At 47.0% G+C, this 25303-nt stretch carries 20 protein-coding genes; 12 read left to right on the forward strand and 8 right to left on the reverse strand.

Annotation, left to right across the window (positions count from 1 at the left end; genetic code table 11):
- The first annotated feature begins 129 nt into the window (after positions 1 to 129).
- From EDC63_RS12535 to EDC63_RS12575, 9 genes are all read left to right on the forward strand, one after another.
- Entirely contained in the window at positions 130 to 939 is an 810-nt protein-coding gene (locus tag EDC63_RS12535) for a phosphate/phosphite/phosphonate ABC transporter substrate-binding protein (protein WP_124945103.1), read from the forward strand.
- 68 nt (positions 940 to 1007) lie between these two features.
- Positions 1008 to 1871 carry a phosphate/phosphite/phosphonate ABC transporter substrate-binding protein gene (locus tag EDC63_RS12540; protein WP_124945104.1) on the forward strand — a complete coding sequence of 288 codons (864 nt, stop codon included), beginning with the start codon at positions 1008 to 1010 and terminating at the stop codon, positions 1869 to 1871.
- Positions 1872 to 2125: 254 nt separating this feature from the next.
- A complete protein-coding gene (locus EDC63_RS12545; RefSeq protein ID WP_124945105.1) occupies positions 2126 to 2671 on the forward strand; it encodes a chorismate--pyruvate lyase family protein in 546 nt (181 codons plus the stop codon).
- Positions 2668 to 3534 (forward strand): 4-hydroxybenzoate octaprenyltransferase, encoded by an 867-nt coding sequence (gene ubiA, locus EDC63_RS12550; protein WP_124945106.1) that lies wholly within the window; start codon positions 2668 to 2670, stop codon positions 3532 to 3534. The genes EDC63_RS12545 and ubiA overlap by 4 nt, the downstream gene beginning before the upstream one ends.
- A 38-nt stretch (positions 3535 to 3572) precedes the next feature.
- Positions 3573 to 3800 (forward strand): hypothetical protein, encoded by a 228-nt coding sequence (locus tag EDC63_RS12555; protein WP_124945107.1) that lies wholly within the window; start codon positions 3573 to 3575, stop codon positions 3798 to 3800.
- Between the two features lie 24 nt (positions 3801 to 3824).
- The gene (locus EDC63_RS12560; protein ID WP_124945108.1) at positions 3825 to 4274 is read left to right on the forward strand and encodes a hypothetical protein; all 450 of its coding nucleotides are present in this window, start codon (positions 3825 to 3827) and stop codon (positions 4272 to 4274) included.
- Positions 4275 to 4423: 149 nt separating this feature from the next.
- Positions 4424 to 5887: a 4-hydroxy-3-polyprenylbenzoate decarboxylase gene (gene ubiD / locus EDC63_RS12565; RefSeq protein ID WP_124945109.1), complete on the forward strand. Its 1464-nt coding sequence runs from the start codon at positions 4424 to 4426 to the stop codon at positions 5885 to 5887.
- Between the two features lie 80 nt (positions 5888 to 5967).
- Positions 5968 to 7257 (forward strand): diguanylate cyclase, encoded by a 1290-nt coding sequence (locus EDC63_RS12570; RefSeq protein ID WP_124945110.1) that lies wholly within the window; start codon positions 5968 to 5970, stop codon positions 7255 to 7257.
- An 8-nt stretch (positions 7258 to 7265) separates the two neighbouring features.
- Positions 7266 to 7832: a bifunctional pyr operon transcriptional regulator/uracil phosphoribosyltransferase PyrR gene (locus EDC63_RS12575; protein ID WP_124945111.1), complete on the forward strand. Its 567-nt coding sequence runs from the start codon at positions 7266 to 7268 to the stop codon at positions 7830 to 7832.
- Between the two features lie 5 nt (positions 7833 to 7837).
- On the opposite strand, the gene EDC63_RS12580 is transcribed toward EDC63_RS12575, so the two are convergent.
- The 3 genes from EDC63_RS12580 to EDC63_RS12590 form a co-directional block, all read right to left on the reverse strand.
- Entirely contained in the window at positions 7838 to 9334 is a 1497-nt protein-coding gene (locus EDC63_RS12580) for an AAA family ATPase (protein WP_124945112.1), read from the reverse strand.
- A gap of 45 nt (positions 9335 to 9379) precedes the next feature.
- Entirely contained in the window at positions 9380 to 10825 is a 1446-nt protein-coding gene (dacB, locus tag EDC63_RS12585; RefSeq protein WP_124945113.1) for a D-alanyl-D-alanine carboxypeptidase/D-alanyl-D-alanine endopeptidase, read from the reverse strand.
- Positions 10826 to 11230: 405 nt separating this feature from the next.
- Complete coding sequence (locus EDC63_RS12590) at positions 11231 to 12418, reverse strand: diguanylate cyclase domain-containing protein (RefSeq protein WP_124945114.1); 1188 nt, start codon at positions 12416 to 12418, stop codon at positions 11231 to 11233.
- A gap of 209 nt (positions 12419 to 12627) precedes the next feature.
- Between EDC63_RS12590 and EDC63_RS12595 the strand changes: the two genes are divergently transcribed.
- Together EDC63_RS12595 and EDC63_RS12600 are read left to right on the forward strand one after the other, a co-directional pair.
- Positions 12628 to 13305 carry a class I SAM-dependent methyltransferase gene (locus EDC63_RS12595; protein ID WP_124945115.1) on the forward strand — a complete coding sequence of 226 codons (678 nt, stop codon included), beginning with the start codon at positions 12628 to 12630 and terminating at the stop codon, positions 13303 to 13305.
- Positions 13306 to 13579: 274 nt separating this feature from the next.
- Positions 13580 to 18301 (forward strand): EAL domain-containing protein, encoded by a 4722-nt coding sequence (locus tag EDC63_RS12600; RefSeq protein WP_124945116.1) that lies wholly within the window; start codon positions 13580 to 13582, stop codon positions 18299 to 18301.
- Between the two features lie 241 nt (positions 18302 to 18542).
- On the opposite strand, the gene EDC63_RS12605 is transcribed toward EDC63_RS12600, so the two are convergent.
- The 3 genes from EDC63_RS12605 to EDC63_RS12615 all read right to left on the reverse strand — a co-directional run bounded on the left by EDC63_RS12605 (position 18543) and on the right by EDC63_RS12615 (position 22137).
- Complete coding sequence (locus tag EDC63_RS12605; RefSeq protein ID WP_124945117.1) at positions 18543 to 19292, reverse strand: PEP-CTERM sorting domain-containing protein; 750 nt, start codon at positions 19290 to 19292, stop codon at positions 18543 to 18545.
- Between the two features lie 504 nt (positions 19293 to 19796).
- Complete coding sequence (locus tag EDC63_RS12610) at positions 19797 to 20831, reverse strand: NAD-dependent epimerase/dehydratase family protein (RefSeq protein WP_124945118.1); 1035 nt, start codon at positions 20829 to 20831, stop codon at positions 19797 to 19799.
- 25 nt (positions 20832 to 20856) lie between these two features.
- Positions 20857 to 22137: a nucleotide sugar dehydrogenase gene (locus EDC63_RS12615; RefSeq protein WP_124945119.1), complete on the reverse strand. Its 1281-nt coding sequence runs from the start codon at positions 22135 to 22137 to the stop codon at positions 20857 to 20859.
- A gap of 164 nt (positions 22138 to 22301) precedes the next feature.
- Here EDC63_RS12615 and EDC63_RS12620 point away from each other — a divergent pair, with 164 nt between their 5' ends.
- Positions 22302 to 23123, forward strand: a complete 822-nt coding sequence (locus EDC63_RS12620; protein ID WP_124945120.1) for a S1 family peptidase — start codon at positions 22302 to 22304, stop codon at positions 23121 to 23123.
- Between the two features lie 30 nt (positions 23124 to 23153).
- Here the strand turns inward: EDC63_RS12620 and EDC63_RS12625 are convergent, their stop codons facing one another.
- Positions 23154 to 24563 carry an MBL fold metallo-hydrolase RNA specificity domain-containing protein gene (locus EDC63_RS12625; protein WP_124945121.1) on the reverse strand — a complete coding sequence of 470 codons (1410 nt, stop codon included), beginning with the start codon at positions 24561 to 24563 and terminating at the stop codon, positions 23154 to 23156.
- Positions 24560 to 25291 (reverse strand): ABC transporter ATP-binding protein, encoded by a 732-nt coding sequence (locus EDC63_RS12630; protein ID WP_124945122.1) that lies wholly within the window; start codon positions 25289 to 25291, stop codon positions 24560 to 24562. The genes EDC63_RS12625 and EDC63_RS12630 overlap by 4 nt, the downstream gene beginning before the upstream one ends.
- Positions 25292 to 25303 lie beyond the last annotated feature (12 nt).

Here is a 25303-nt window from a genome sequence, read left to right on the forward strand (position 1 = left end):
CATTTAACAATACTACCTAGTAAAAATTGAAGACTATTTAAAAACGAAAATAATCAGCACATTACAACCTGAAACCAGTTAAAACCTGCAATCCGCTGTTGATATTAAGTATGCATAAGGAGATGAGGCGTGAAAAAAATACAATTCATGGGAGTTTTTCTGGCTGCATTGATATGCATGCCAGCATGGGCAAGCGACATCCTCATTATTGGCATACAGGACTACAATCGCAGCCCCATTATGGTTGTAAGGGAGTACCAGGGGTTAACCAATTATTTAAGTAAAGCCCTGAAGCACCCGGTGAGAGTTGAAACTGTCAAAACCCGGGATGAATATCTGAAAAAAGCTCATGCGAAGCGCTTTGCCTTTATGTATGGGCCACCCAGTATGATTATGCGTGCTGCCAAACAATCCGGTTATCAACCAGTCGTTAAGATTCCGGGGCTTTTATCCGCCAGTTTTATGAGTCTTGCTTCAACCGGCATTGCCTTCCCTGAAGATATGAAAGGCAAGCGCATTGGTTTTACCGACAAAGATTCGATGATCACCCAAATGGCCATTGCGCAATTAAAAGAAATGAAAATAGATCCTGAAAAATATTTTAAAAGCGTTCAATATTATAATGATGTGGATGGCGTACTTTCAGCCATGAAGTTCAACCTGATCGATATCGGTGTAGCAAATAGCGGCCTCTTGAATGTGTGGACAGGAAAGGGAAATGACGTCAATCTGGTTTTGCAGGGAAAAGGGATGCCCCACCTTACCTTTGCAGTGAGAAATGATTTACCTGCGGATATCAAAGAGGCAGTAACGCAGGCACTGTTAAAAGCCCATCTGGATAGCGAAGGCCAAGATTACTTTAAATATTCCAGCTTTCCTAATTTTGAACCTGCTAAACCAGCAGACTATGATGAGTTGGTAAAATTTCTTCAAATCTAATATACAAACATAACCTAACTGGAATTTACAATTAAGCGGTACTGCATTTTGCATACCCTAAGCAATGAATGCATCACAATTCATTCACTAAAAATAAAAACCATACATTAGGAGATACTTGCGTGAAAAGACTACTATCCGGACTGATAATTGGCTTACTGAGCCAAATCAGCATTGCTACTGCAGCAGACAGCACACTACTATTCGGCATTAATGACGGGACCGCTGGTCAAGAGGGATTTGCCCAGATTCAAGCAAGGTATCAATTGCTTGCTGATTATCTATCGAAACCATTAAAGAAAACCATTAAAGTTGAATCCTCACAAAACCTGAAAAGCTCAAGTGAAAACCTGAAAAAAGCGCGCTATGATCTTTTTTTCAGCAAACCGAGCAATGTTGCAGCAAAAGCCATGAAGGATCAAAATTATGACCTTGTTGCAGCAGCTAAAGGGGCTTTTACAGTTCAATTTATTGTGAATAAAGACTCACCTCTCAAAAAACCGGAAGATGCACGTGGCAAGCGCTTTGTTTTTGCAAAAGGCACTTTCATGGAAAAAGCCGGTTTGGCAACGCTCCGTGAGCTTAAATTGGCCCCTGCTCCAGAGCAAACTCAATATACCAAGTTTCAAGAAGCGATTGCTTTTATGGTCGAGAAAAAATTTGCAGATGTGGGTGTTGTCGCTCCTCTTGTTGCAAAAGATTGGGAAAAAAAGGGGGGGCGTACACTATTTGAGAGTAAAAAACTCCCCTTCTGGTCGATCATTGCAGCTCCCAGCATGCCCCCTGAAGACGTTACTAAAGTACGTGAAGCCCTGATCAACATGGAAAATACCGAAGAAGGAAAAAAAGTACTTGAAAAAATTGGTGTAAAAGGATTTGTTACTGGTAACAAACAAGAATATCTAGATCTCCTCACATGGCTAGGTAGCTAAGACCGAAGAACAGAATCACTTTCCGTTAGAGCATTACGTCTTTGGGCTGTCTGAAACAGAAAACCAGGCAGCCCAAATCCTGCACTTAAAAATATCACTTTTTTGCAGCCCTGAAAGCTTAAGTTCCTTTTAGAAATCTGACGTATCCCCTCTGTAGTACATCTATCGCAAATTTACTGAATGCTCTCCTGCAACAATTTTGGCTTCACCGAAAACTGCGTCATAATAGGCAATTTCAGCATTAAGACGTATTAATGAATTTCAGACACCAGCCCCTCATTTGGCAAACACGTGCTCCAGGAGCAAAATGCCTGTTTCGTCCATGGCTGATTGAACAAGGCTCGTTAACTAAAAGCATTCAACTTCGATGCAGTGCTTTCAGCGTGCGCAATGTTCAGCTGAATCAGGGAAAGGCCTGTCGAGATGAAGCTGCGCTAGTTGGACTGGAACAAAGAGAGCAAGCATTATTACGAGAAGTTTACTTGTATTGCCACGAAAAGCCGGTGGTTTTTGCCCATAGCGTCATTCCCCTTCAGGGTTTACGTGGCCCATGGCAAGCATTGAGCGGGCTCGGAAACAAACCGCTGGGCGCTGCTCTTTTTGCCAATCCGGTGATTAAGCGCAGCCCTTTAGCTTACAAAAAACTGGGCTCAAGGCATGAACTCTATCGTCGCGCATGCCGCTTGCTGGAAATTGCCCCCCCTTTTCTCTGGGCCAGACGATCTGTATTCAGTTTAAAAAATAGCCCTATTCTGGTAACTGAAGTATTCTTGCCGCCTATTCTGGATCTTCCGTTATGACCTTGCTTGAACGTATCACCCTTTATGAAAAGCTCATGCGGCTGGATAAGCCTATCGGCATTCTACTACTTTTGTGGCCAACACTTTGGGCTACCTGGATAGCCTCTGCCGGCCATCCAAACTGGATTATCTTGTGGATTTTCGTCATGGGTACAGTGCTGATGCGCTCTGCCGGATGTGTAATTAATGACTATGCCGATGCAGACTTTGATCCCTATGTGGAACGCACAAAAAACCGCCCGCTTGCTGCCGGAAAAATCAGCAAAAAAGAAGCGTTGATACTTGCTGCGGGGTTAAGCTTTTTCGCCTTTCTGCTCATTCTGCGCCTCAACAAACTGACTATCATGCTGTCTTTTGTTGCGTTATTCCTTGCTGCCAGCTACCCCTTTACCAAACGCTTCCTGGCCATACCTCAGGCGTATTTAGGCATTGCATTCGGCTTTAGTATCCCCATGGCTTTTGCTGCGCATATGGACACAGTTCCTGCATTTGCCTGGGCAATGCTTGTGGCCAATTTGTTCTGGGCGGTAGCCTATGACACGCAATACGCCATGGTAGACCGTGAAGATGACCTTAAAATCGGCCTCAAATCTTCAGCCATCACATTTGGTAGATTTGATGTTGCTGCCATCATGATCGCCTATGCTTGCATGCTCGCTATCCTCACTGCTGTAGGCGTGCACCTGCGAATGGGATGGCTATACTACGGCGGGTTGCTGGCAGCATCGGGCATAATGGGCTACCATTACCAATTAATTAAACATCGCGACAGAGATAAATGTTTTAAAGCTTTCCTGCACAACAACTGGGTTGGCGGGGTAATCTTTGCAGGAATTGTACTTGATTACATTTTCCAGCTTTAAAATTGCACTAAATTAATCAATTCAAGAAGGGATGCAACATGCCATACTTTGTATATAAAATTTTGTTACCGATGCGTATTCTCGAAAAAGTGAAGGAATTCGATGGTTTCAAGGATGCCAGCAAATACGCAAAAGAATTTCGCACCACGGTAACTGCTGACGACAATTGCATTGTCAAAGTGATTTTTGGTGAAAACGAACTCGAAGCAGAAGATATTCTGTCTCAAGTTCGTGACCCGCAACCAACAACGGGCGAAGACTACTAATCAGTCACCACAGAGCAGACAGCCATGCTGAATGAAGATGCTTACAAGAATGCACGCGAGGACCTAAACCGGCTTGCCTGCCCGTTTGAAAAGGCCATCCTTCGGGGATGTTGCGGCTGTGAGCTATCGCAGAAAAACTACATTGCGGAACGGGAACTTATCGCCTGCAAATCTGCTGTAGCCCGTGAAAACTGTCGCACTCTCCGTGGGTTGTTGCACCAGAACGCGCTTTTTACGCTGAAACTGACGCATCTGAGCGATCTGTTGCCTCATGCTAAAGATATGAAGTTGCAATGTGGTGGCATGTTAGGCCTGCAACGGATATTTGCTACGGATCCAGCACCCCAGACAACCGTATCCAATATTCATGGCCTTGTGCTTGCTGCTCAGGAAAAATTTGGCAACATGGAAAATCTGCCTTTCTCTGAAATTGTCATCTCCATTGCACACTATGAATCCAGACGCCGTTCCTGAGTACTTCGTAACAAATTCATTAAGCCTTCAGAATTATTGGCCATAGTACTTTTAATAACACATCCAATAATCACGTATTTTTGCTGAATTAATGCTATTGACCACAGATATTCCCAGTTAAACCCGCCCACAGTGATGATAATTTCCTCATGAAATATAAAGACCTTCGCGATTTCATTGCGCAACTTGAAAAACAGGGCGAGCTTAAGCGTATTACCACTGAAGTAGACCCCAATCTGGAAATGACCGAAATTTGTGATCGCGTACTCAAAGCGGGTGGGCCAGCAATTCTGTTTGAAAACCCCAAGGGCCATAATATCCCCGTACTCGCCAATTTGTTCGGGACGCCAAAACGCGTCGCTATGGGCATGGGCGAAGAAGATGTCGAAGCATTGCGTGAGGTAGGCAAATTGCTTGCTTTTCTGAAGGAACCCGAGCCACCTAAAGGCCTGAAAGATGCCTGGGATAAATTGCCGGTTTTCAAACAAGTGTTGAATATGGCCCCAAAAGAAGTGAGCAGTGCGCCTTGTCAGGATATAGTATGGGAAGGCAAGGATGTCGATCTTTCCAAATTACCTATTCAAACATGCTGGCCTGGCGATGTCGCACCGCTCATCACCTGGGGGTTAGTCGTCACCAAGGGGCCGCTTAAAAAACGCCAAAATCTGGGCATTTATCGCCAGCAAGTAATCGCTCCCAACAAGGTCATCATGCGCTGGCTGGCACACCGCGGTGGCGCGCTGGATTTTCGTGAGTTTTGTGAAGCCAATCCAGGCAAAAATTTTCCCGTCGCCGTGGCATTAGGCGCTGATCCTGCTACGATCCTTGGCGCTGTAACGCCTGTACCGGATTCTTTAAGTGAATACCAGTTTGCCGGTCTGCTACGCGGAGACAAAACCGAGATTGTGAAATGCATCAGCAATGATCTGCAAGTGCCTGCCAGCGCAGAAATTGTGCTGGAAGGCTACATTGCGCCCGGCGAAACCGCCCTGGAAGGACCGTATGGCGACCATACCGGTTACTACAACGAGCAGGATACCTTCCCGGTGTTTACCATCACCCACATCACCATGCGCCGAAATCCCATTTATCACAGCACATACACTGGCAAACCACCCGATGAACCCGCTGTGCTAGGTGTAGCACTGAATGAAGTTTTCGTACCGTTATTGCAAAAACAGTTCACAGAAATCACCGATTTTTATCTGCCGCCTGAAGGCTGCTCATATCGCCTGGCTATTGTCAGCATGAAAAAGCAGTACCCCGGTCACGCCAAGCGTGTTATGTTTGGCATCTGGAGCTTTTTGCGCCAGTTTATGTACACTAAATTCATTATCGTGGTGGATGACGACGTTAACATTCGCGACTGGAAAGAAGTGATCTGGGCCATCACAACACGCATGGACCCAGCGCGTGATACGTTGCTCGTGGAGAACACACCTATCGATTACCTGGATTTCGCCAGCCCGGTTTCTGGACTGGGCAGTAAAATGGGCATGGATGCCACCAACAAATGGCCTGGTGAAACTACGCGTGAATGGGGCACACCTATCGTCATGGATAAGCAAGTCAAGGCGCGAGTGGACGAAATGTGGCAAAATCTGGGATTATGACCCAAACTAAAGGGCATGCGGCTACACACTGACAACGTGCTGACTACACCAGCACGCCAATAATCTTACAGGGAACAGCAGTGTCTATTGTACGCGCACAGAATCGGGCATTTCAGGGTAAGCCTAAATTTAGCGTTCTACTGATTGAAGATCAGCGATCCCTGTCGCAGATGGCTGCTGCCATGCTGAAAGAAAGATGGAATTGCTACGTACATATTGCCACTTCCATGAGTGAAGCTCGCGTAGCACTCAGTTCCGGCACTCATTTTTTTCTGGCTGTTTCAGACCTGCACTTGCCTGATGCTGCACATGGTGAAATCATTGATGTGCTCCACGAGGCCAGACTGCCGACTATTGCCATTACTGGACACTTTGACAAAGAGTTACGCGCACTTACCCTTAAAAAGGGAGTCCTGGATTACGTCATCAAAGACAGCCTGAATGCGTTTGAATATCTGACTGAACTTGTTGGTCGCTTATATAAAAATCAGTTCATACAGGTATTGGCTGTAGATGATTCCGCCACCTCACGCGCCTATCTGAAACACATGCTTGGTACCCAATTTTTTCAAGTCCTCACTGCTGGTAGCGGTTTGGAAGCATTAAAAATTATCGAATCAAACCCAGATATTCGAATCATCCTCACCGACTACAACATGCCTGAAATGGACGGATTCAAACTGGTTTCAGAAATCCGCAAATTACATGGAAAGGATCGTATCGCTATCATCGGTCTTTCCGCATCGGATGATAGCGATTTATCTGCTCGATTTCTCAAGATCGGCGCTAACGATTTCCTGTCTAAACCCTTTTCATTTGAAGAGTTAACCTGGCGGGTAAACCAGAATATTGAAATGCTGGAACACATCGACATCATTCGGGATGTGGCGAACAGGGATTTTCTAACCGGGTTATTCAACCGCCGTTATTTTTTCGAAAATGGTGCAGGGCTTTTCGTAAAAACCTACGCTGAAAAGAAACAACTGGTAGTAGCCATGATGGACATTGATCATTTCAAGCGGATCAATGACACTTATGGCCATGATTGCGGGGATACTGTATTGAAGGATATGGCCGGCCTGCTTTCTTCTGCTCATTTCAAAACCTATCTGGTAGCGCGCCTGGGAGGCGAAGAATTCGCTGTGTTGGCCGAGGGCGATTCCTTTGCCGAGATTTCAGAGCACTTCGAAGCTTTTCATCAGAGTGTTGCAGAAACGCCCTCTCATTGTGATGGAAAAACCATTTCATACACAATCAGTATCGGTTTATGCCCTACTCGACTGGAGAGTCTTGATGCCATGCTGAAACAGGCTGACAACAATTTATATCTGGCCAAGCAAGGTGGCCGAAACCAGATAATTATGGGATAGCGTTCACCTTGACCAAACCTGAAGGGCAAAGAGTCTGCCTCTACAACACAGAACAATTGAATGCCGTATTGGACCATTTGGCATGGCAGGCCGCTGGCTTTCTGACAGGCTTTGAAAACATCATGATCGTTGGGATATTGCGGCGGGGTGCCCCTTTGGCTGACATGTTGCATGATCGTCTCAAACAACACTTCAATCTTCCCAATATGTCCCGCATGAATTTGCAAATCAAACGCTATGCGGATGACCTCACCTTACTGCATCCCGATACCAAACTGACGGAAAGTGCTGAGCAAACCAGCATGGACCTTACCGGCGTCACCGTACTGGTAGTGGATGATGTCATGTACCGCGGTCATTCCATGCTGCGCGCGGTAGAATATCTGGCTGGCAAACAGCCGGCTGAAATTCGGACTGTGGTACTGGTAGACCGAGGTGTAGCCAAACTACCCGTACGCACGGATATTGTTGGCGTCCGGCTCGATGTTGCGCCACCAGACATTATTGAATGTAACGTGCCGCCTTATGAAACTGAATTCAGAATCGATTTACTCAGAACAGACAGAAACAGTTAAACAATTTACTTCACCCCTTCCGCATCAGCGTTAACCGCCCGGTGCTCAGCCCAAGCCCGCAGTGCTGCGATTTTCTCCCCCATCACAACAGAAAGCGAGCGGGTTTTCTGCAACTCATTCAGAATGCTTTTTGTATCCATGCTATGGCTGACAGAATAGGCTTCAAATACGGCTGCGATGATGGCCTGCTCGATTTCAGCGCCGGAAAACCCTTCGCTTTGCAGGGCAAGCTGTTGCAGATCGAATTGTGTCGAATCCTGTTTACGCCTTTTCAGGTGAATATCAAAGATTTGCTCCCGTGTCGAACTACCGGGCAAATCGACAAAAAATATTTCATCGAAGCGACCTTTACGAATCAGCTCTGGCGGCAGACGACTAATATCGTTGGAAGTCGCCACAATAAATACTTTGGATTTACGCTCAGATAACCAGGTGAGCAGTGTTCCCAACACCCGGTGAGAAACCCCACCGTCCGAACCTCCTGTGCCATCTCCCGACAAGCCTTTTTCAATCTCGTCCAGCCACAAAACGCAAGGTGCCATTTGCTCAGCGGCTGCCAGGGCATTTCGCAAATTCCGTTCTGTTTCACCAAAAAATTTATTGTACAGCGTTGCAAAATCCAGCCGCATCAGCGGCAATCCCCAACTACCCGCCACGGCCTTGGCTGCCAGACTTTTACCGCTACCCTGCACACCGAGCAGCAGCACGCCTTTAGGACGATCTACACCAAAAACATCATTCACATCCACAAATGGCTTGTAGCGCACTTCCAGCCAACGTTTGAGGTTCGCCTGCCCGCCAACCTGGCTAAAGTCAACCACATCCGTTTCATAACTCAGACTGCCATTACCAGCAAGCGCATCGCGTTTAAACTTGATCACACGCGTTAAATCTTCTTGAGTCAGTCTGCCATCATCGCGCATGGCTTGTCGAATATGCCTGAGCGCATCTTCTTTATTCAGTCCACGGAGATGCTGGATCAACTGATCAACCATCGCAGCGCTGCCTTTCACCTTTGAACCGGTTTGATGGCTATACAGTTCCGCCTCCTCGTTCACCATTTTCCGGAGTGTTTTTGTACTTGGCAAAACCAGCGAAAACCTTGCGCTTACTCTCAACAATTCATCTGGCAGTTCCAGCTCAGGGCTGATCAATACAATCGTACGCTGGGTTTTGTAATATTCCAGCGCAATTTCACGGAGAAAACGGACATTAAGCGGGTCATCCAGAAAGGGATGGGCATCACACATTGCGTAAATACCATTCTGGGGCGTCTTGTCTATATGGCGAAGGGCATCAGTCAATTGATAAGACTCAGCAACACTCTCTGTTTTGGTCACACGTTTAATACCATCCGTCACGCTCCAGCGGAACAGCGCCTGGCTTTCCAGATTGGCTATGCGTTCCAGTAGCGCCAGTGCGCGAGGCTCTTCGTGGGTTTCGATCAAAATCAGCGGATAACCGGATTTGATAATTGACGTCAGTTCATTCTGCTCTTGCATCACATACCTTAGCTTTAGATTATATTTTGTCTGTTTTTCTTTGAATCAGGGCCGGTTATACACCCATTCCAGCAATGCATCCTGCACTCCCCTGCCAGCGCTGGCACGAGGATGGTTGATCATGCACACCACCACATTTCTGCGGCCTTTGCTATCGAATACATAACCGGCAATCGTTTTCACCCCATCTATAGAACCGGATTTAATATGGGCATGGCCGGCAACGCCATCATCTTTCATTCTTCTGCGCATCGTTCCATCCACGGCTACGATAGGCAGTGATGACTCAAGCTCGGAAAATACCGGGCTACGATAAGCGGCTATGAGCAGATCCGCCAAATGTTGCGGGCTGATTCGCGCAATGCGCGACAATCCTGAACCGTTCTCCACCACCAGTTCCGGAAAATTCAACCCGCGCCCTGCCAGCCATGTATGAATAGTTGCCCCTGCATTCTCGCGGGAACCCGGCTGGCCTGATTGCTCTGCCCCTATCGTTAAATACAGTTGCCGCGCCATGACGTTATTGCTGAACTTGTTTATATTACGCACAACGACAGCAAGCGGCGGAGATGTTTTCGTCACAAGCAAGCGGGCACTTGCAGGTACTTCTCCTGCCTTAAATCCACCGGAAATACTGCCACCTGATTCGCTCCAGAGCTGCTTGAACAAGCCATAAATGAAATCGCCATTCCGCAAAAAACTCAGATTCAGTTGCTTTTCACCACAAGTCGATGAAAAAGGGCCAGACAAATCCACCACCGCTCCGGCAGGTGTAGGGCTAACTTGCACATTCAACCGGGATTCCCAATCGCCACAAGTCGCATTATCCAGCTTCAATCCGTTGCGCAAGGTCAATGTCGTTAGCGAAAATTCAGGCTGTACAGTCACTGATCGCTGTTCAGGCAATGGCACAAGTCGCAGCGGAGCGACATTAAAGTTCATCAGCAACGCATCGGGGCCCGCATTGTAAGGCTGGAAAGCCTGATTATCAAAGGCACCTGGGTCGTGTGGCTCAGTAGCAAAAAAATGCTTATCCAGCACCAGATCACCACGAATATCCCGTACACCTCTTTGGCGCAATTCACGCAGCATGAGCCAGAAACGCTCCACAGTCAGCTCGGGATCACCATACCCTTTTAAAATCAGATCCCCCTTCAATACACCGTCTACAACTGGTCCGTTCACATAAATCTCGGTTTTCCAGTTATAAGCAGGGCCTAAGATATCCAATCCGGCAAATGTCGTCAGCAATTTCATCACTGACGCAGGGTTCATGGAACGATCCTCTCCATAAGCCAAAGCAGGTTGATCACTATCAACAGGCAGAACGTAAATACCAATATTGGCAGCCGGAATATTTGCTTGTTTTAAAGCAGCCTGAACCGAGTCGGGCAGGGCAGATGGCGCTGCGGCCATCCCAAGCTCACTGGTAATGAAAAGTAAAAAACCAAAAAAGGAAGTGAAAAAAAATGACTGGAAATATTTATGCATGATCAGATTCTAACCTAAAACAGCACATCCAGTGCAGCACAAAGGCATAAAATTTATGCCTGATTATCAATCATCCTCAACCAGCGAAAAGCAGTATATGTGCAGTGTTTCATTAACAACACGCGACATGTTTACCAAGCGGTTTATGCAACTTTGTATATTCACCGCGGAGACGCAGAGGCGCAGAGTTGATATGCCATAAAATATAAATTGTGATGCTTTGTTGCTATACGTCGGCACTAATTACGCTCAGAAAACATTGTATTTCTCCGCGTCTCAGCGCCACTGAGGTTATAACTAAGTTTTCTAAATTTGCAGCAATTCCGAAATTGGTGAGAACTATCTATGTAGCTGAACTTTCTTTCTAATCAGGAAAAGCATCAGGCTAGTTAAAGTAAGACCTCATTATCCTGGCTTGACATCAATCCGGGTTGGGTCCAAACAGACATATCGATTTTTCCCGAAACTTTTTGCTGTATACATGGCTTTGTCAGCCATCCGTGTAAGATCATTAATATTATCGGCATGATCAGGATAAAACGCGATCCCGATGCTCGCCCCCACACTGACCTGACCAACATTGGTTAATATTGGCTGGCTTAATTCTGTCAGCAAACGTTGGCAAAAAGCATCCGCATCTTCTTTATTATGAAGATCCGGACAAATCAGCATAAATTCATCCCCGCCGACTCGAGCAACCGTATCGTTCACGCGCGCACCTTCAGACAATCGTGTAGCAATCGTACACAGCACAACATCCCCCACTTCATGGCCATATTTGTCATTAATCGGTTTAAATCCATCCAGATCAATCATTACCAGTGCAATATTGCTGTGCTGATGTCGGTCAACTGTGGCTACTTCCTTTTCAAGATTACTTTCAAATTGGCGTCGATTAAATAATTCGGTCAGCGGATCACGCATGGCCAACTCATTGTAATGCTGAGTTTTCATGGCGGACTGACGGGCCAGCAAATGAAACTTTCGAACTATAAAAAGAAAATTGAACAGCGCAAGGAAAAAAACTATGGTTTGTATAATGCGTAATGTATTAGCACGCTGCAATGATTGCCGTTCCAAACCCGATGTAAGGCGATTCATCAAATCAAGTATTTGCAGGTTATTGTGAATCATTTGCTCTCGTAGCTGAATAATCAATTGCTCTGGCATATCCAAGCTGCCTGTCATATACGGCAACAGGAGCTCATGCATCGGCCTCCAGATCTGGATTGTCTGATCAATCAGTCCTGCTTCTGGAAACGAATCTACCCGGCTCAACCTGATGATTTCTCCATCGCTGTTAACTGTTAGCCCACCATGTTTGAATGCAAGCAAAGTTTCATCAAACACGCTCACCGAATCTCGAAACTCTTCATGTGTAGCTCGAATTAATTCAACGGAATGTTGAGACTGAAGCATTAACAAAGATTTGGTCATACTTTGTGAAAGCATGCGCTGACGACCAGATAAATTTATTGCAATTGCATCTTTGGAAATTTGATAGGTAATCCAGTAATTGATCACCAGAATCGATAGATCCAGCACAATAAACAGCAAAATGGCGCCAAACAGATTTTTAGATTTCAATTCCATCTCAATACGCCCATACCTGACCAGTAACTTAATAGTACACAAGATTATCGTGGACGGAAAAAATTCTATTCATGACGAATGGACTTTAATAAAAAAGAACCGCTGCTTTGTATGTTAGCTTGGTCTAAAATCCATTGCACAAATACAATAATGCAGGCAGCGATGGGAGCAGACCAAGGGATGCTATAGTCAAATCAGAGGTGATTTATATGGACGAAGCAGCAAGACGCGAATTTCTTAGCATGGTGGCAAGCTATCAAAACCGTGGAGACCCTACCGGATGGTTCGATAAGGTGTACCGCGATGCTCAAGGCGACTTCAGGGGGGTCTTCTGGGCTGATCTTGCCCCCAATCCTTATCTGGTTTCCTGGCTAGAAGAACACCCGGTTTCTGGCGAAAATCTGTGGGCGGTCGTCGTTGGCTGTGGCGTGGGAGATGACGCAGAGGCCATATCGGCTCACGGGTATCAGGTCATTGCCTTCGATATTTCCCCAGCTGCCATTGACCTATGCCGCAAGCGTTATCCTAACACCCATGTTGAGTACAGGGTCGCTGACCTGTTCGATCACCCCAAAGATTGGGCACAGCGATTTGACCTTGTTTACGAATGCAACACCATACAAGTCTTGCCAGGAGACTATCGGATTCGTGCTTTGAATGCGATTGCAGACTTGGTAGCTCCTGGCGGCAACGCACTGGTTTCGTGCCGAAGCCGAAAGACCGGAGAAAAAGAAAATGAATTTCCTTTACCGCTGGACCGGCCAGAAATAGATGGATTCGTTCGTGCCGGACTTAAGGAAGAGTCTTTCGTAGTTTATGATGACGACCAAGCTCCGCCGGTACCTCATTTTTTTGGCTGTTACACCAGACCGTTAAAATCAGTTTAAAACTATGTCCAAATTATCCAGTAACAGTAATTTATAGCTGGCCTTAGGCCAGCCGCCGTGCCACTCCCAGTATGCCAATTTAATTCGACAGAACTCTGCTAAAAATGGCAGCTTTCTATTGTTGGGTATCGCCATTGTTACTTTCCCAAATTTCGTTCTGGCGTTCATCAAACTTAGCATTATACTTCCTGAAAAGTAGCTCATTTCGATTTGTCCGCTTGTAGCGGCATATTTTGTGAGTCTGAGTATTGATTGGGCTAATCGTGGAGGCCGCATGTCGCTTATTAACATCGAAGTCCCTATACGGGTGCTGCTAAAACGCTTTGCATTGATTTTTATACCCATCAGCGCTGCGCTTATCACCATGCTATTTTGGGGCATTCAATTCGACGATCAGTTACAAGTTGAACATAGAGAAGTACGAGAAGTAAACCGCATCAAAGTTGCCGAGGAGCGAATTAAACGAGATTTATCGCGGGTTGAAACCGATCTTCGCATCATTATCAATCTTCCCGTACTGCAAGGATATTTTGATGGTGGCACTTCAAAAAAATGGGAAGAGCTGGAAAAACTTTTTCTCGTGATATCAAGGGAAACAAGGCGTTATGACCAAATTCGCTACCTTGATATCAACGGCCAAGAAGTGGTCCGCATCAATTACAATGCCGGAAAACCCTCCCCTGTGCCCCCTGAGCAATTACAGAACAAATCGGGGCGCTATTACTTCAGCGACACGATCAAGCTCAATAAAGATGAAATATTTGTCTCTCCGCTGGACCTGAATATGGAGGATGGCAGCCTGGATATTCCCTATAAACCGATGATCCGCTACGGTACACCGGTATTCGATAGTGCGGGGAACAAGAAGGGCATCATCCTGTTTAATTATTTTGGGGATGAACTGCTACAAAGCTTTCGCGTAGCAATGCAGGGAGCCAACCATGGTGGCATGCTGCTTAATCGCAACGGCTATTGGCTAGCTGGTACCAAGCGTGAGGATGAGTGGGGTTTCATGCTGGGCAAGAACGAGCGTACATTCGGACATGATTTTCCTGATGCATGGCGGACCATCTCATCTTCCAAGCGCGGCTCCCTGCTGACAGATCAAGGGCTATTTGTCTACACCACTGTCCACATACGGTTGGGCGTGCAACCTTCACTCAGGGATTCAACCTTGGCGCATGCTGCCGATTGGAAGATCGTATCGTTTATTCGGAAAGACGATCTTTTAAGCGATTCCTTCTACAACCAGCCATTCAATAAAATTTTAATGGTATTTATCTATCTGATACTTGCATTGGGTTCCTTTTTCATCGCGCTGGTTACTTTAAAACGTGAACAGGCAAAGCAGGAAATTCTCAACCTCAACCAAGAATTGGAAAAACGTGTAACAGAACACGCTGAAGGAGAGGAAAACCTCTCTGTCACGCTCAATTCCATTGGCGATGCTGTGATGGCTACAGATATTAAGGGACAGATAACACGCATGAATATCATCGCCGAACAACTCACCGGTTGGTCGCGAGCGGAAGCAATCGGCCGCCCTGTGGCCGATATTTTTTGCATCATCAATCAGAATACCCGCCAGCCCGCAACTATCCCGGTAGAGGCAACCCTGGCCCAAGGTGTCATTCACGATTTGTCCAACGACACCGTACTGATTGCTCGCGACAGTAGCGAGCGTCCCATCGCCGACAGTTGTGCGCCTATTCGTAATCGCGATGGCAAGGTGACCGGGGCTGTACTGGTGTTTCGCGATGTGACCAAGGAATATGCATCGAAAGTAGCACTCCGCGAAAGCGCCGCACGTATCCAGACGATTCTCAATACCGTGGCGGACGGCATCATCACGATTAACGAGCGTGGCATTATCGAAACGGTTAATCCGGCTGCAGAACGACTCTTTGACTATGCTGCTATTGAGATCATCGGACAAAACGTCAATATACTGATGCCCGAACCTCACCATAGCCAGCACGATGGTTACCTTGAACACTACCGCACCACCGGAGAAGCGCGCATCATTGGCATCGGGCGCGAAGTTGAGGGTAGGCGCAAGGACGGCAACACATTCCCGATGTATCTGGCCGTGAATGAGATGAGTCTGGATGGTCAACGTTATTTCACCGGCATCGTACACGACCTCACTGAATCTAAACAGGCGGAGGAATTGCTGCACCAAGCTAAAGAAAAAGCCGAATTGGCCAACCTTTCCAAGGACTCCTTCCTTGCCACCATGAGCCATGAGATCCGCACCCCGCTCACCGGCATGTTGGGCATGCTGGAAGTGCTCTCACTCACTCCGCTCAATCGCGATCAAAAAGAAACGTTACATGCCGCATGGGATTCCAGCAGGGGCTTGCTGCGCATTGTCAGCGACATTCTTGATTGGTCAAAGATCGAGGCTGGCAAACTGCATCTCGCGCCGCAATCAACCTCTATTCCCCAGTTACTCCAAGAGGTCGTTAACACTTATTCACGCGTAGCCAGCGTTAAAAGCCTGGTGTTGAGACAGCATGTCGATGCACGCCTTAGCCCGACGCACATCGTCGACCCGCTACGCCTCTCACAGGTGCTGAACAACTTTGTCAGCAATGCGATCAAATTTACTCATAGCGGGGAAATCGAGCTTTGCGCTGAACTTCTTAATCAACTCGATAGCGGCGAGCGGATACGCTTTTCAGTCAAGGATACGGGTATCGGCATTGCCAAGGATGCTCAGCAACGCCTGTTTCGGCGCTACCAACAGGAGAGTGTCGACACCACACGCCAGTACGGAGGAACCGGGCTTGGGCTGGCAATCTGCCAGAGCCTGGTGAATTTGATGGATGGACAAATCGAACTGACAAGCGAACCTGGTCAGGGATCCGTTTTCAGTATCACGCTGACCCTGCCGGTTTCAGGCGTACCGGGAGAGAGAGTGCAAAGTACACACCCTGAAGTGGAGCAAAGACAGGTTAAACCATTGTTTGAACACGGTCAGAATTCACCTCTGGTGTTGGCGGTGGACGATCATCCGATCAACCGCGATCTGCTGGCACGCCAAGTCAAGCTGCTCGGCTTGCGTGCCGAAACTGCGGAAAACGGGGGGGAGGCGCTGTTGAAATGGAGGGAGGGGCGTTTTGCAATGATCATTACCGACTGCCACATGCCGGAGATGGATGGTTACGCGTTTTCGCGGGCAGTACGCAAGATCGAAGTCGATGAAAGCCTTACTCGAACCCCTATCATCGCATGGACGGCAAATGCACTCCCGGAAGAAAAAGAACAATGCCACGCGGCCGGCATGGATGATCTGTTAGTCAAGCCGGTAAATCTGGCACAACTGAAACAGACGCTGGAAAAGTGGCTATCCATTACTGAAATGGACAGTAGCCAGCCTAAAGATTCAGTACACGGTACGAATAATAGTGGGCTGATTGCAGAGCCAATTGATTTTGCTGTACTAGAGCAGGTTGAGCCAGACAGTGTCGCGCAGATTCAGATATTGCACGATTTCCAGGCACATATCCGTGCTGACCAAGCCAAGCTGCTCGAGATGCTTGAACAAGGTGACCTAGCTAATGTCGCGAGCACGGCCCATCGAATGAAAGGATCCGGCCGCATGGTAGGAGCAAAATATCTGGTAAACGCCTGCACAGCCATCGAGGAGGCCTCACGGAAAGGAAATATGACTGATGCAAAAGCAGGCACGATGGAATTAGACGAAGTTATCAGGCAATTTGAAATATTTCTTATTGATGTAGAAAAAACCAATGGGAATCAAGTCAATATAAATGAATTAAATTTCTTGGTTGTGGAAGATGACGACTTCCAGCGCCGGATGCTCGTAAAAATGCTGGACTCGTTGGGTGCAAAATCGATATGTGATGCAGAAAATGGCATGCAGGGGATCCAGATGATTAGCGGGGAGAATAAAAAACCAGTGGATATTGTGGTCTGCGATTTGAATATGCCTGAAATGGATGGCCTTGAGTTCCTGCGGAATTTGGGTCTGGAAAACCATCATATTTCAATTATCATTATCAGTGCACTGGGAAGCAAGCTGCTTACCTCGGCGGGAAACATGGCAAAAATGTATGGCATGAAACTTCTCGGGATGATCGAGAAACCCATAATGCTGGGGCAACTCCAATCTCTTCTTTCCAAATATGAGCGTTCCGAAAACAAGTGGCAGAGCCCTATTCCTGACATGAGCTTTACGCTTGAGGAAGTATTACAAGGGATTCACGCAAAACAGTTCGAGCCGTACTTTCAGCCCAAAGTGGATTTGAATACAGCCAGTTTAGTGGGTGCTGAGGTGCTGGCGCGCTGGAAACATCCGGAACTGGGAGTGATCAGCCCCTATGCTTTTATCCCGCTGCTTGAACAGAGTGGCAACATCGATGGACTAACCTTTCTTATTCTCGAAAAAGCTGCGGCAGCCTGTCGTTCGTTTCACGATAAAGACAACACACTTTCTATCTCAGTTAATCTTTCGCTGGTCTCACTGGCCGATACCTCACTGGCGGACAAGATTACCCAGGCAGTGTTGAATACCGGACTTGACCCGCGTTACGTCATTCTGGAAATTACTGAAACAGCGGCTATGACTGATGTCGCGCACGCATTAGAAAATCTGGCGCGTTTGTGCATGAATGGATTCGGGCTTTCCATAGACGATTACGGAACCGGCTATTCCAGCATGCAGCAGCTTACGCGTATACCCTTCAGTGAACTGAAGATCGACCAGTCATTCGTATATGACCTTTCTGAGAACGAGGCATTACGCATCGTGGTCGAGTCGAGCATTAACATGGCGCACAAACTGAAGGTTAAAAGTGTAGCCGAAGGTGTGGAGTCACAGCAGGATTGGGATACGCTAAAAAGCATGGGCTGCGATACGGCACAGGGTTATTTCATCGCCAAACCGATGGATGTAAGGGCATTTCATCATTTTATTGAAAATTACAACTGTATAGCCGCTGACTTGCCATCAACGCCCATTACGGATTAAAACAATACCCTATCTACGAAATTGACTCTTAATGAAGTTAAACTTAAGATGCACACCAAAATCTGATGCGTATTGGTAAGCCAATTTAGTGGTCTAATGAATCCGGAACTACCCAAACTGACATGATAACCATCATGAAAGAGGTGCTCAATAATCCGAAAGAGAAGTACTTTTACTCCAGAATTCAAAAAAGAAAGCCCCGTCATTAGACAGGGTTTCTGATTGCAAATACTAAATTTTCTTATTTCATTACTTTACGTTTCGCCACCAACGCCGCCAATCCCAACCCCATCAAAGACAGAGTAGCTGGTTCTGGAACATTGCTTGACGGAGGGTTTGGCTCTAAAGCTAATGTGGTTCGTATTCCAAAGGTAAATCCGTGCCAATACTCGCCCGTAGGAACCGTCCATGAAAAATCCGAAAATGTTCCATTAAACTGTATGGTTCCACTTCCTTCATTGCCGATCAAATCATTTCCGGATTGAGTGAGACAAGTTGCGCATCCTCCCCAGTAATCATTTCCTTGGCTAAGAATGGTAAATGGAGAGTCAAAGTTGTAATGTGTATTTGTTCCATTAGCGCCAAGGCTCACGATGGCCATTATCGGGTCTTTGATCGCCGCACTCAAATGCACCTTATATATTTGATTTTGCCCACCCATAAGCTGAAGCATATCGGGGAATGGAATGTTGCTAACCTGGCTGCTTAGATAAGCTGATGAGAAGACACTCCAGCCAGCCCAATCCGAAGCGGTGTACGCACCTACAAAGCTGCCAGGGGAACCATTCGCATAGACAGCCGAAAAATCTACGGTTACTGTAGATGAATCTGGCAGTGTCATCACGCCATGTGCTGTACCTGCAGCAGGATTGGCAGTTGTCCAGTCAGTATAGTAATAAGGCAAAGCCGAGGCAGCTGTCGACAAAGTCGCGCAAAACGCCAAAAGTACTATTCGAATGTCAGTTATTTTAAAACAGATATTTTTTCTCATGACAATTTCCTCCCTTAAATTTAGTCAAAAAGTTCGACAATTTAATTGAGAGGAATACTGATAAGTGATTGACGTGAGATGAGCACTACAACATTCAATACACTGTACTGCATCGGAACCTTGTAACCGGCGACATATGGTAACCATGCACCTGCCACTCAGTATGAGCAAATAACAAAATGCGCTCTGCCTCAAAATAAAACTGCCATGACAATATGGAAATTACCCATTCTGCCTATGTGTATATTTGAAGCAAAAATCGGACCAATTAAAATTGTTTTATACAATACAATTTGTTATGGATTATCCGCACTTTATTTAAGAGGACTATGTAAAATATTCCGACATCACATCGAGAATGAAATCTCTATTTCCTGCCGGGTGCAAACGGCGCAATGCACAAAATACCTATAGCGGTTTTGCCGGGATTTGACCCAGGCTGTATAAAAAACCTGAACACTGATGAGCGAGTTCTAAAGCAACATTATTAAAAGGTTGATCAAATCATTCCATAGTCAGGTCATTCACATACCAATCCATCGCAGTAGTCAGCCCCTGCGCAATGGTATGACTCGGTTCGTACCCCAGCAACGTTTGCGCCTTGGAAATATCTGCCAAAGAATGCCGCACATCCCCTGCACGGAAATCCCGATGAATCGGACTGGCTTTTTGCAAATGCGGGAACTGCCCTGCTAGGCGTTCACGTATCATTTCATATAGCTGATTCAGGCTGGTGCGCTCCCCAACGGCTACGTTGTAAACCTGATTCGCTGCATCCGGGTGTTCTGCCACTGCCGCCAGCAGATTGATCTGTACGGTATTATCGATATAACAGAAGTCGCGACTGGTTTCACCATCACCATTGATATAAACCGGTTCGTTCTTGATCATGCTGGAAATCCATTTCGGAATCACGGCTGCATAAGCGCCTTCCGGGTCCTGACGCTGCCCAAAAATATTAAAATAACGCAGGCCGATACATTTAAAACCGTAACTGCGGGCAAACACGTCTGCATATAATTCGTTGACGTATTTGGTAACCGCGTAAGGTGACAAAGGCTTACCGATTAAATCTTCCACTTTGGGCAAACCGGGATGATCGCCATAGGTTGAGCTGGAAGCGGCATAAACAAAGCGTTTAACTCCGGCATCCCGAGCTGCTACCAGCATATTGAGGAATCCGCTGATATTGTTTGCATTAGTCAGTATCGGGTCTTCCAGTGAACGAGGAACTGAACCCAGGGCTGCTTCATGCAATATGTAATCTGCGCCCGCGCAGGCTGCCTGGCAGTGTTCCAGATTACGGATATCACCCTCTATCAGACGAAAGTTCTGCCATTGCGCTGGTGTGACCAGTGCTTTGACCTGCTCCAGATTATGGTGGTGACCCGTAGAGAAATTATCCAGCCCGACCACTTTTTGATTCAGCTTGAGCAGGGTTTCCAGCAAATTGGAACCGATAAAACCGGCTACCCCGGTGACGACCCAATTGGCCGGTTGCTGCATGAGTTTTGCTGTGATTTCCTGATACTTTGTCATTGCGTTCCTGATCTGATTATTTCGATTACAAGCGCCAGGTGGTTAACCCTGCCTGATTGTAGGCATTCAGGTCAAACTGGGATTTGATGTCAATAAAGCAGCCGTTTTTCACGACTTTGGCAAGATATTCACTGGTGGGTTTAGCCAGATATTCTTTATGAGAGACGGCCACCACGATGGCATCGGCGACAGGCAGGTTTTCCCATGCCACCAGATCCAGCCCGTATTCATGTTTGGCTTCTGCCGCATCGGATACCGGGTCATGTACATAGACTTCAATCCCGTAGGTCTTGAGTTCATTGATGACATCAATTACTTTGGAATTTCGCAAATCTGCACAGTTTTCCTTGAAGGTCAGGCCCAGCAAGTTCACTTTGGCACCTTTGACATGGCTGCCAGCACGAATCATGTTTTTGACGGTTTGCTCAGCAATAAATTTACCCATGCCGTCATTAATGCGGCGGCCTGCCAGTATCACCTGGGGATGATAGCCCATCATGTCGGCTTTGTGGGTGAGGTAGTAGGGGTCCACTCCGATGCAATGACCGCCTACCAGACCCGGACGGAAGGGCAAAAAGTTCCATTTGGTACCAGCGGCTTGCAGCACTTCCAGTGTATCGATGCCGATCTTGTCGAAAATGATGGCCAGTTCGTTCATCAGGGCGATATTGAGGTCGCGCTGGGTGTTTTCGATGACTTTGGCGGCTTCTGCTACTTTGACGCTGGAAGCGCGATGTACACCGGCTATGATTACGGTTTCATAAAGCTGGGCGACTTTTTCCAGGGTGTCAGCATCATCACCAGAAACCACTTTCAGGATTTTGGTGACAGTGTGCTCTTTATCGCCAGGGTTGATCCGCTCTGGTGAATAGCCCACATGAAAGTCTTGTTTCCATTTGAGGCCGGATTCTTTTTCCAGTATCGGCACGCAGATTTCTTCGGTGGCACCGGGGTAAACCGTGGATTCATAGATAACGATGGCGCCTTTTTTCATGTGGCGGCCAACACTGGTGCTGGAGCCAACCAAGGGACTGAAGTCAGGCTGGTGGGCTTCATCTACGGGGGTGGGCACCGCTACAATGATGTAGTCGGCCTTGCCGAGCAGTGCGGGGTCGGTCGTAACGGTGAGCTTGGTGGAAGATTTCAAATCTTCAGGCGTCATTTCGCCTGTAGGGTCGCAAAAGCGTTTGTAGCTTTCGATTTTTTCGACGGACAGATCGAAACCAATGGTTTCCATTTTCTTGCCAAATTCGACTGCCAAGGGCAAACCCACATAACCCAATCCTACAACTGCGACGATGCTCATAACTCTCCCTTATTTTTTTGTTGTTAGCACAAACACATAAAAACTACTTTATGTCCGTGACAATGCATTATGCTATAACAAATTGTAATCAATCCTGATAGATTGTTATAGCAATTCTGCTTTTAATGGCAAAAAATTATTACTTTGCATGCTTTGGAGAAGATATGACTTGTTTTAATGCTAACGTTTTCACCCGCACTTATCGCGGTACAGTTTCATTAACCAAGTCTGTTTTTGTCAGCCTGTTTGTACTCACTTTATCTGCCGGTTTCTCTGCGGTCAGCGCAGACAACGCCCTCTCGCAAACCATTGAAAAAATCAGGCCTTCTATTGTTGGCATTGGCACAGTGATGCAAACCCGTTCACCCCCAGCCAGCTTTCGCGGTACCGGGTTTGTCGTAGGGGACGGACTCCATATCATCACCAATGCCCATGTGGTTTCACCTTTGCTGGATACTGAACAAAAAGAGATGCTGGCCATTTTTGTCGGACGAGGCGAGTCTGCTCAGGCTCGCCAGGCAACAAAAGTCGCAGTGGATGCAGAACATGATCTGGCATTATTAAAAATCACTGGGAAACCTTTGCCTGCAATGACCATTGGCGACTCAAATTCCACCAAAGAAGGGGAAGAGTATGCTTTCACCGGATTTCCTATCGGCATGGTTTTAGGTCTTTATCCTGTTACACACCGCGCCACGGTTTCCGCCCTCACTCCTATTGTTACCCCGGCACTTTCTGCCAAACAACTGGACGCTAACGTATTGAAACGAATCCGCACGCCATTCGAGGTGTTCCAACTGGATGCAACAGCCTACCCTGGCAACAGTGGCAGCCCTTTGTACGACCCGGCAACTGGCAAGGTTTATGGCATCATAAATATGGTATTTGTTAAGGGAACGAAAGAAAATGCCATCACCAATCCTAGCGGTATTGCCTACGCCATACCGGCCAATTACATTTATACGTTCATGCAGCAAAACCCCTGATAAAACTAAAATCAGGTGCAAACAGCACTGTTACCCTATTTTGAAACTCTCCAGTTGTCCTGGAACAATAGCTTGCCAGCCAAGCTGATCTCTCAAAACGCCGGCAAACTCCTGCGCAGTGCTGGCTTCACCATGCACCACGAAAGTTTGGCCCGGGGGCTTACGAAAATGGCCAAGCCAGCCTAACAAGGCTTTCTGGTCTGCATGGGCCGACAATCCACCAATAGTGTAAATATCGGCCCGCACAGGAATTGCCTGTTTGAAGATATTCACGACTTTCACGCCATCAACAATACGGCGACCCAATGTACCTGAAGCCTGGAAACCGGTGATCAGAATAGTGCTTTCTTTGCGCCCAAGGTTATAGCGCAGATGATGCTTAATACGCCCTGCATCGCACATACCGCTGGCCGAAATGATAATCGCCCCTCCACGAATGTCATTCAAAGCCATGGACTCTTCTACATCTTCCACAAAATTGATTTTGGGAAAATCATGCTGCGTTCGCCCCCACTCCATCAATTGTTTGGCCTCTTTATCCAGAAGCTCGAAATGCTTCATGGTGATTTGCGTTGCTTTGGTGGCCATGGGTGAATCTACGTAAATTTGCATATGATTGCCGATTTTTCCCTGGCGTATCAGATCCCCCAGTAAATAGATAATGTCCTGGGTGCGGCCCACTGCAAAAGCTGGAATAATCACATTTCCATGCTTGCGTTTCAACGTATCATTAATGGCAAGCGCCAACTCGTCCAACGTTTCATCCATTCCCTTGTGCAAGCGATTTCCATAGGTAGACTCAACAATCAGCACATCGGTTTCTTCTATCGCATGGGGATCTTGCATCAGTGGATGACCTGGCTGGCCTAAATCACCGGAAAATACTATTTTGCGTTCGTTTCCGTTTTCTTTTAGCCAAATCTCGATAATTGAAGACCCCAGAATATGGCCTGCATCCTGAAAACGACATTTCACTGCAGCATGGGGATTGACGTCCTCACCATATTCCACCCGTTGGAGCTTTTTCAGACAATCCTGTGCTTGTGCAACGGTATAAAGCGGAGCAGTTTCATGCTTCAGCTTTTTTCTGACTTTACGGCGCTGATAATCGGCACGTTCAGCTTCTTTTTCCTGAATATAGGCACTATCAGGCAACATCACACCTAGCAGGTCAGCGGTAGCAGAAGTGGTAAAAATCGGACCACGAAATCCAAAAGCAACCAGTCTGGGCAACAGGCCGGAATGATCAATATGCGCGTGGGTTAATAACACAAAATCCAGCGAGCGAGGGTCAAAATCCAGAGCATCCCGATTTTTGCGGTCAGCCTCCCTTCCCCCTTGAAACATGCCGCAATCCACCAGAAAACGCACTTCGTCCGTTTCTACCAGATAACAGGAGCCGGTAACCTCACGTGCTGCACCAAAAAAAGTCAGTTTCATACTTCTCTCCCCTCGCCTTTTTCTTCGTAAGTTTTACCATCTCGAATATGGTAAATGCGTTTAAAAGTCGGAATGATTTTTTCATCGTGGGTCACCACTATGATCGCCGTTTGATATTGCTGCGCCAAACGATTCAGAATCTTGATGACTGCCAGCGCCCGCTCGCTGTCCAACGGTGCGGTGGGCTCATCTGCCAGAATGATAGGCGGTTTATTAGCAAGCGCACGGGCAATGGCCACCCGCTGCTGCTCCCCCCCGGACAAAGCCGAAACCTGCGCTTTGGCGCGGTGTGCCACATCCAACGCAGTAAGCATTTCCATTGCACGCGCCCGTGCCTTTTCATTGGACACCCCTGCCAGCATGGGTAACAGCGCAACATTATCTGTCGCATCCAGAAAGGGAATTAAATAGGGTGCCTGAAACACAAAACCGATGCTATCCCGGCGCAATACCTGCAAATCACTGACCTTCCAGCCTTCATCGTATATGACTTTCCCACCCAGCGTAAAGCGGCCAGCAGTGGGCTCTATCACCGCCCCCAGACATTTCAGCAAGGTGGATTTGCCCGAACCACTAGGCCCAATCAACCCTACCACTTCTCCGGGATAAATGACCATATCCACGCCTTTCAACGCATCCACAGCCGTATCACCGCTGCCGTAACGCTTCACCATTCCTTCGATTAAAATGGCAGGCTGCACGCTTGTTTCTACATTAGTTACGGTCATTGTATTTTCCAT

It is taken from the genome of Sulfurirhabdus autotrophica, from assembly GCF_004346685.1.
GTDB lineage: Bacteria > Pseudomonadota > Gammaproteobacteria > Burkholderiales > SMCO01 > Sulfurirhabdus > Sulfurirhabdus autotrophica.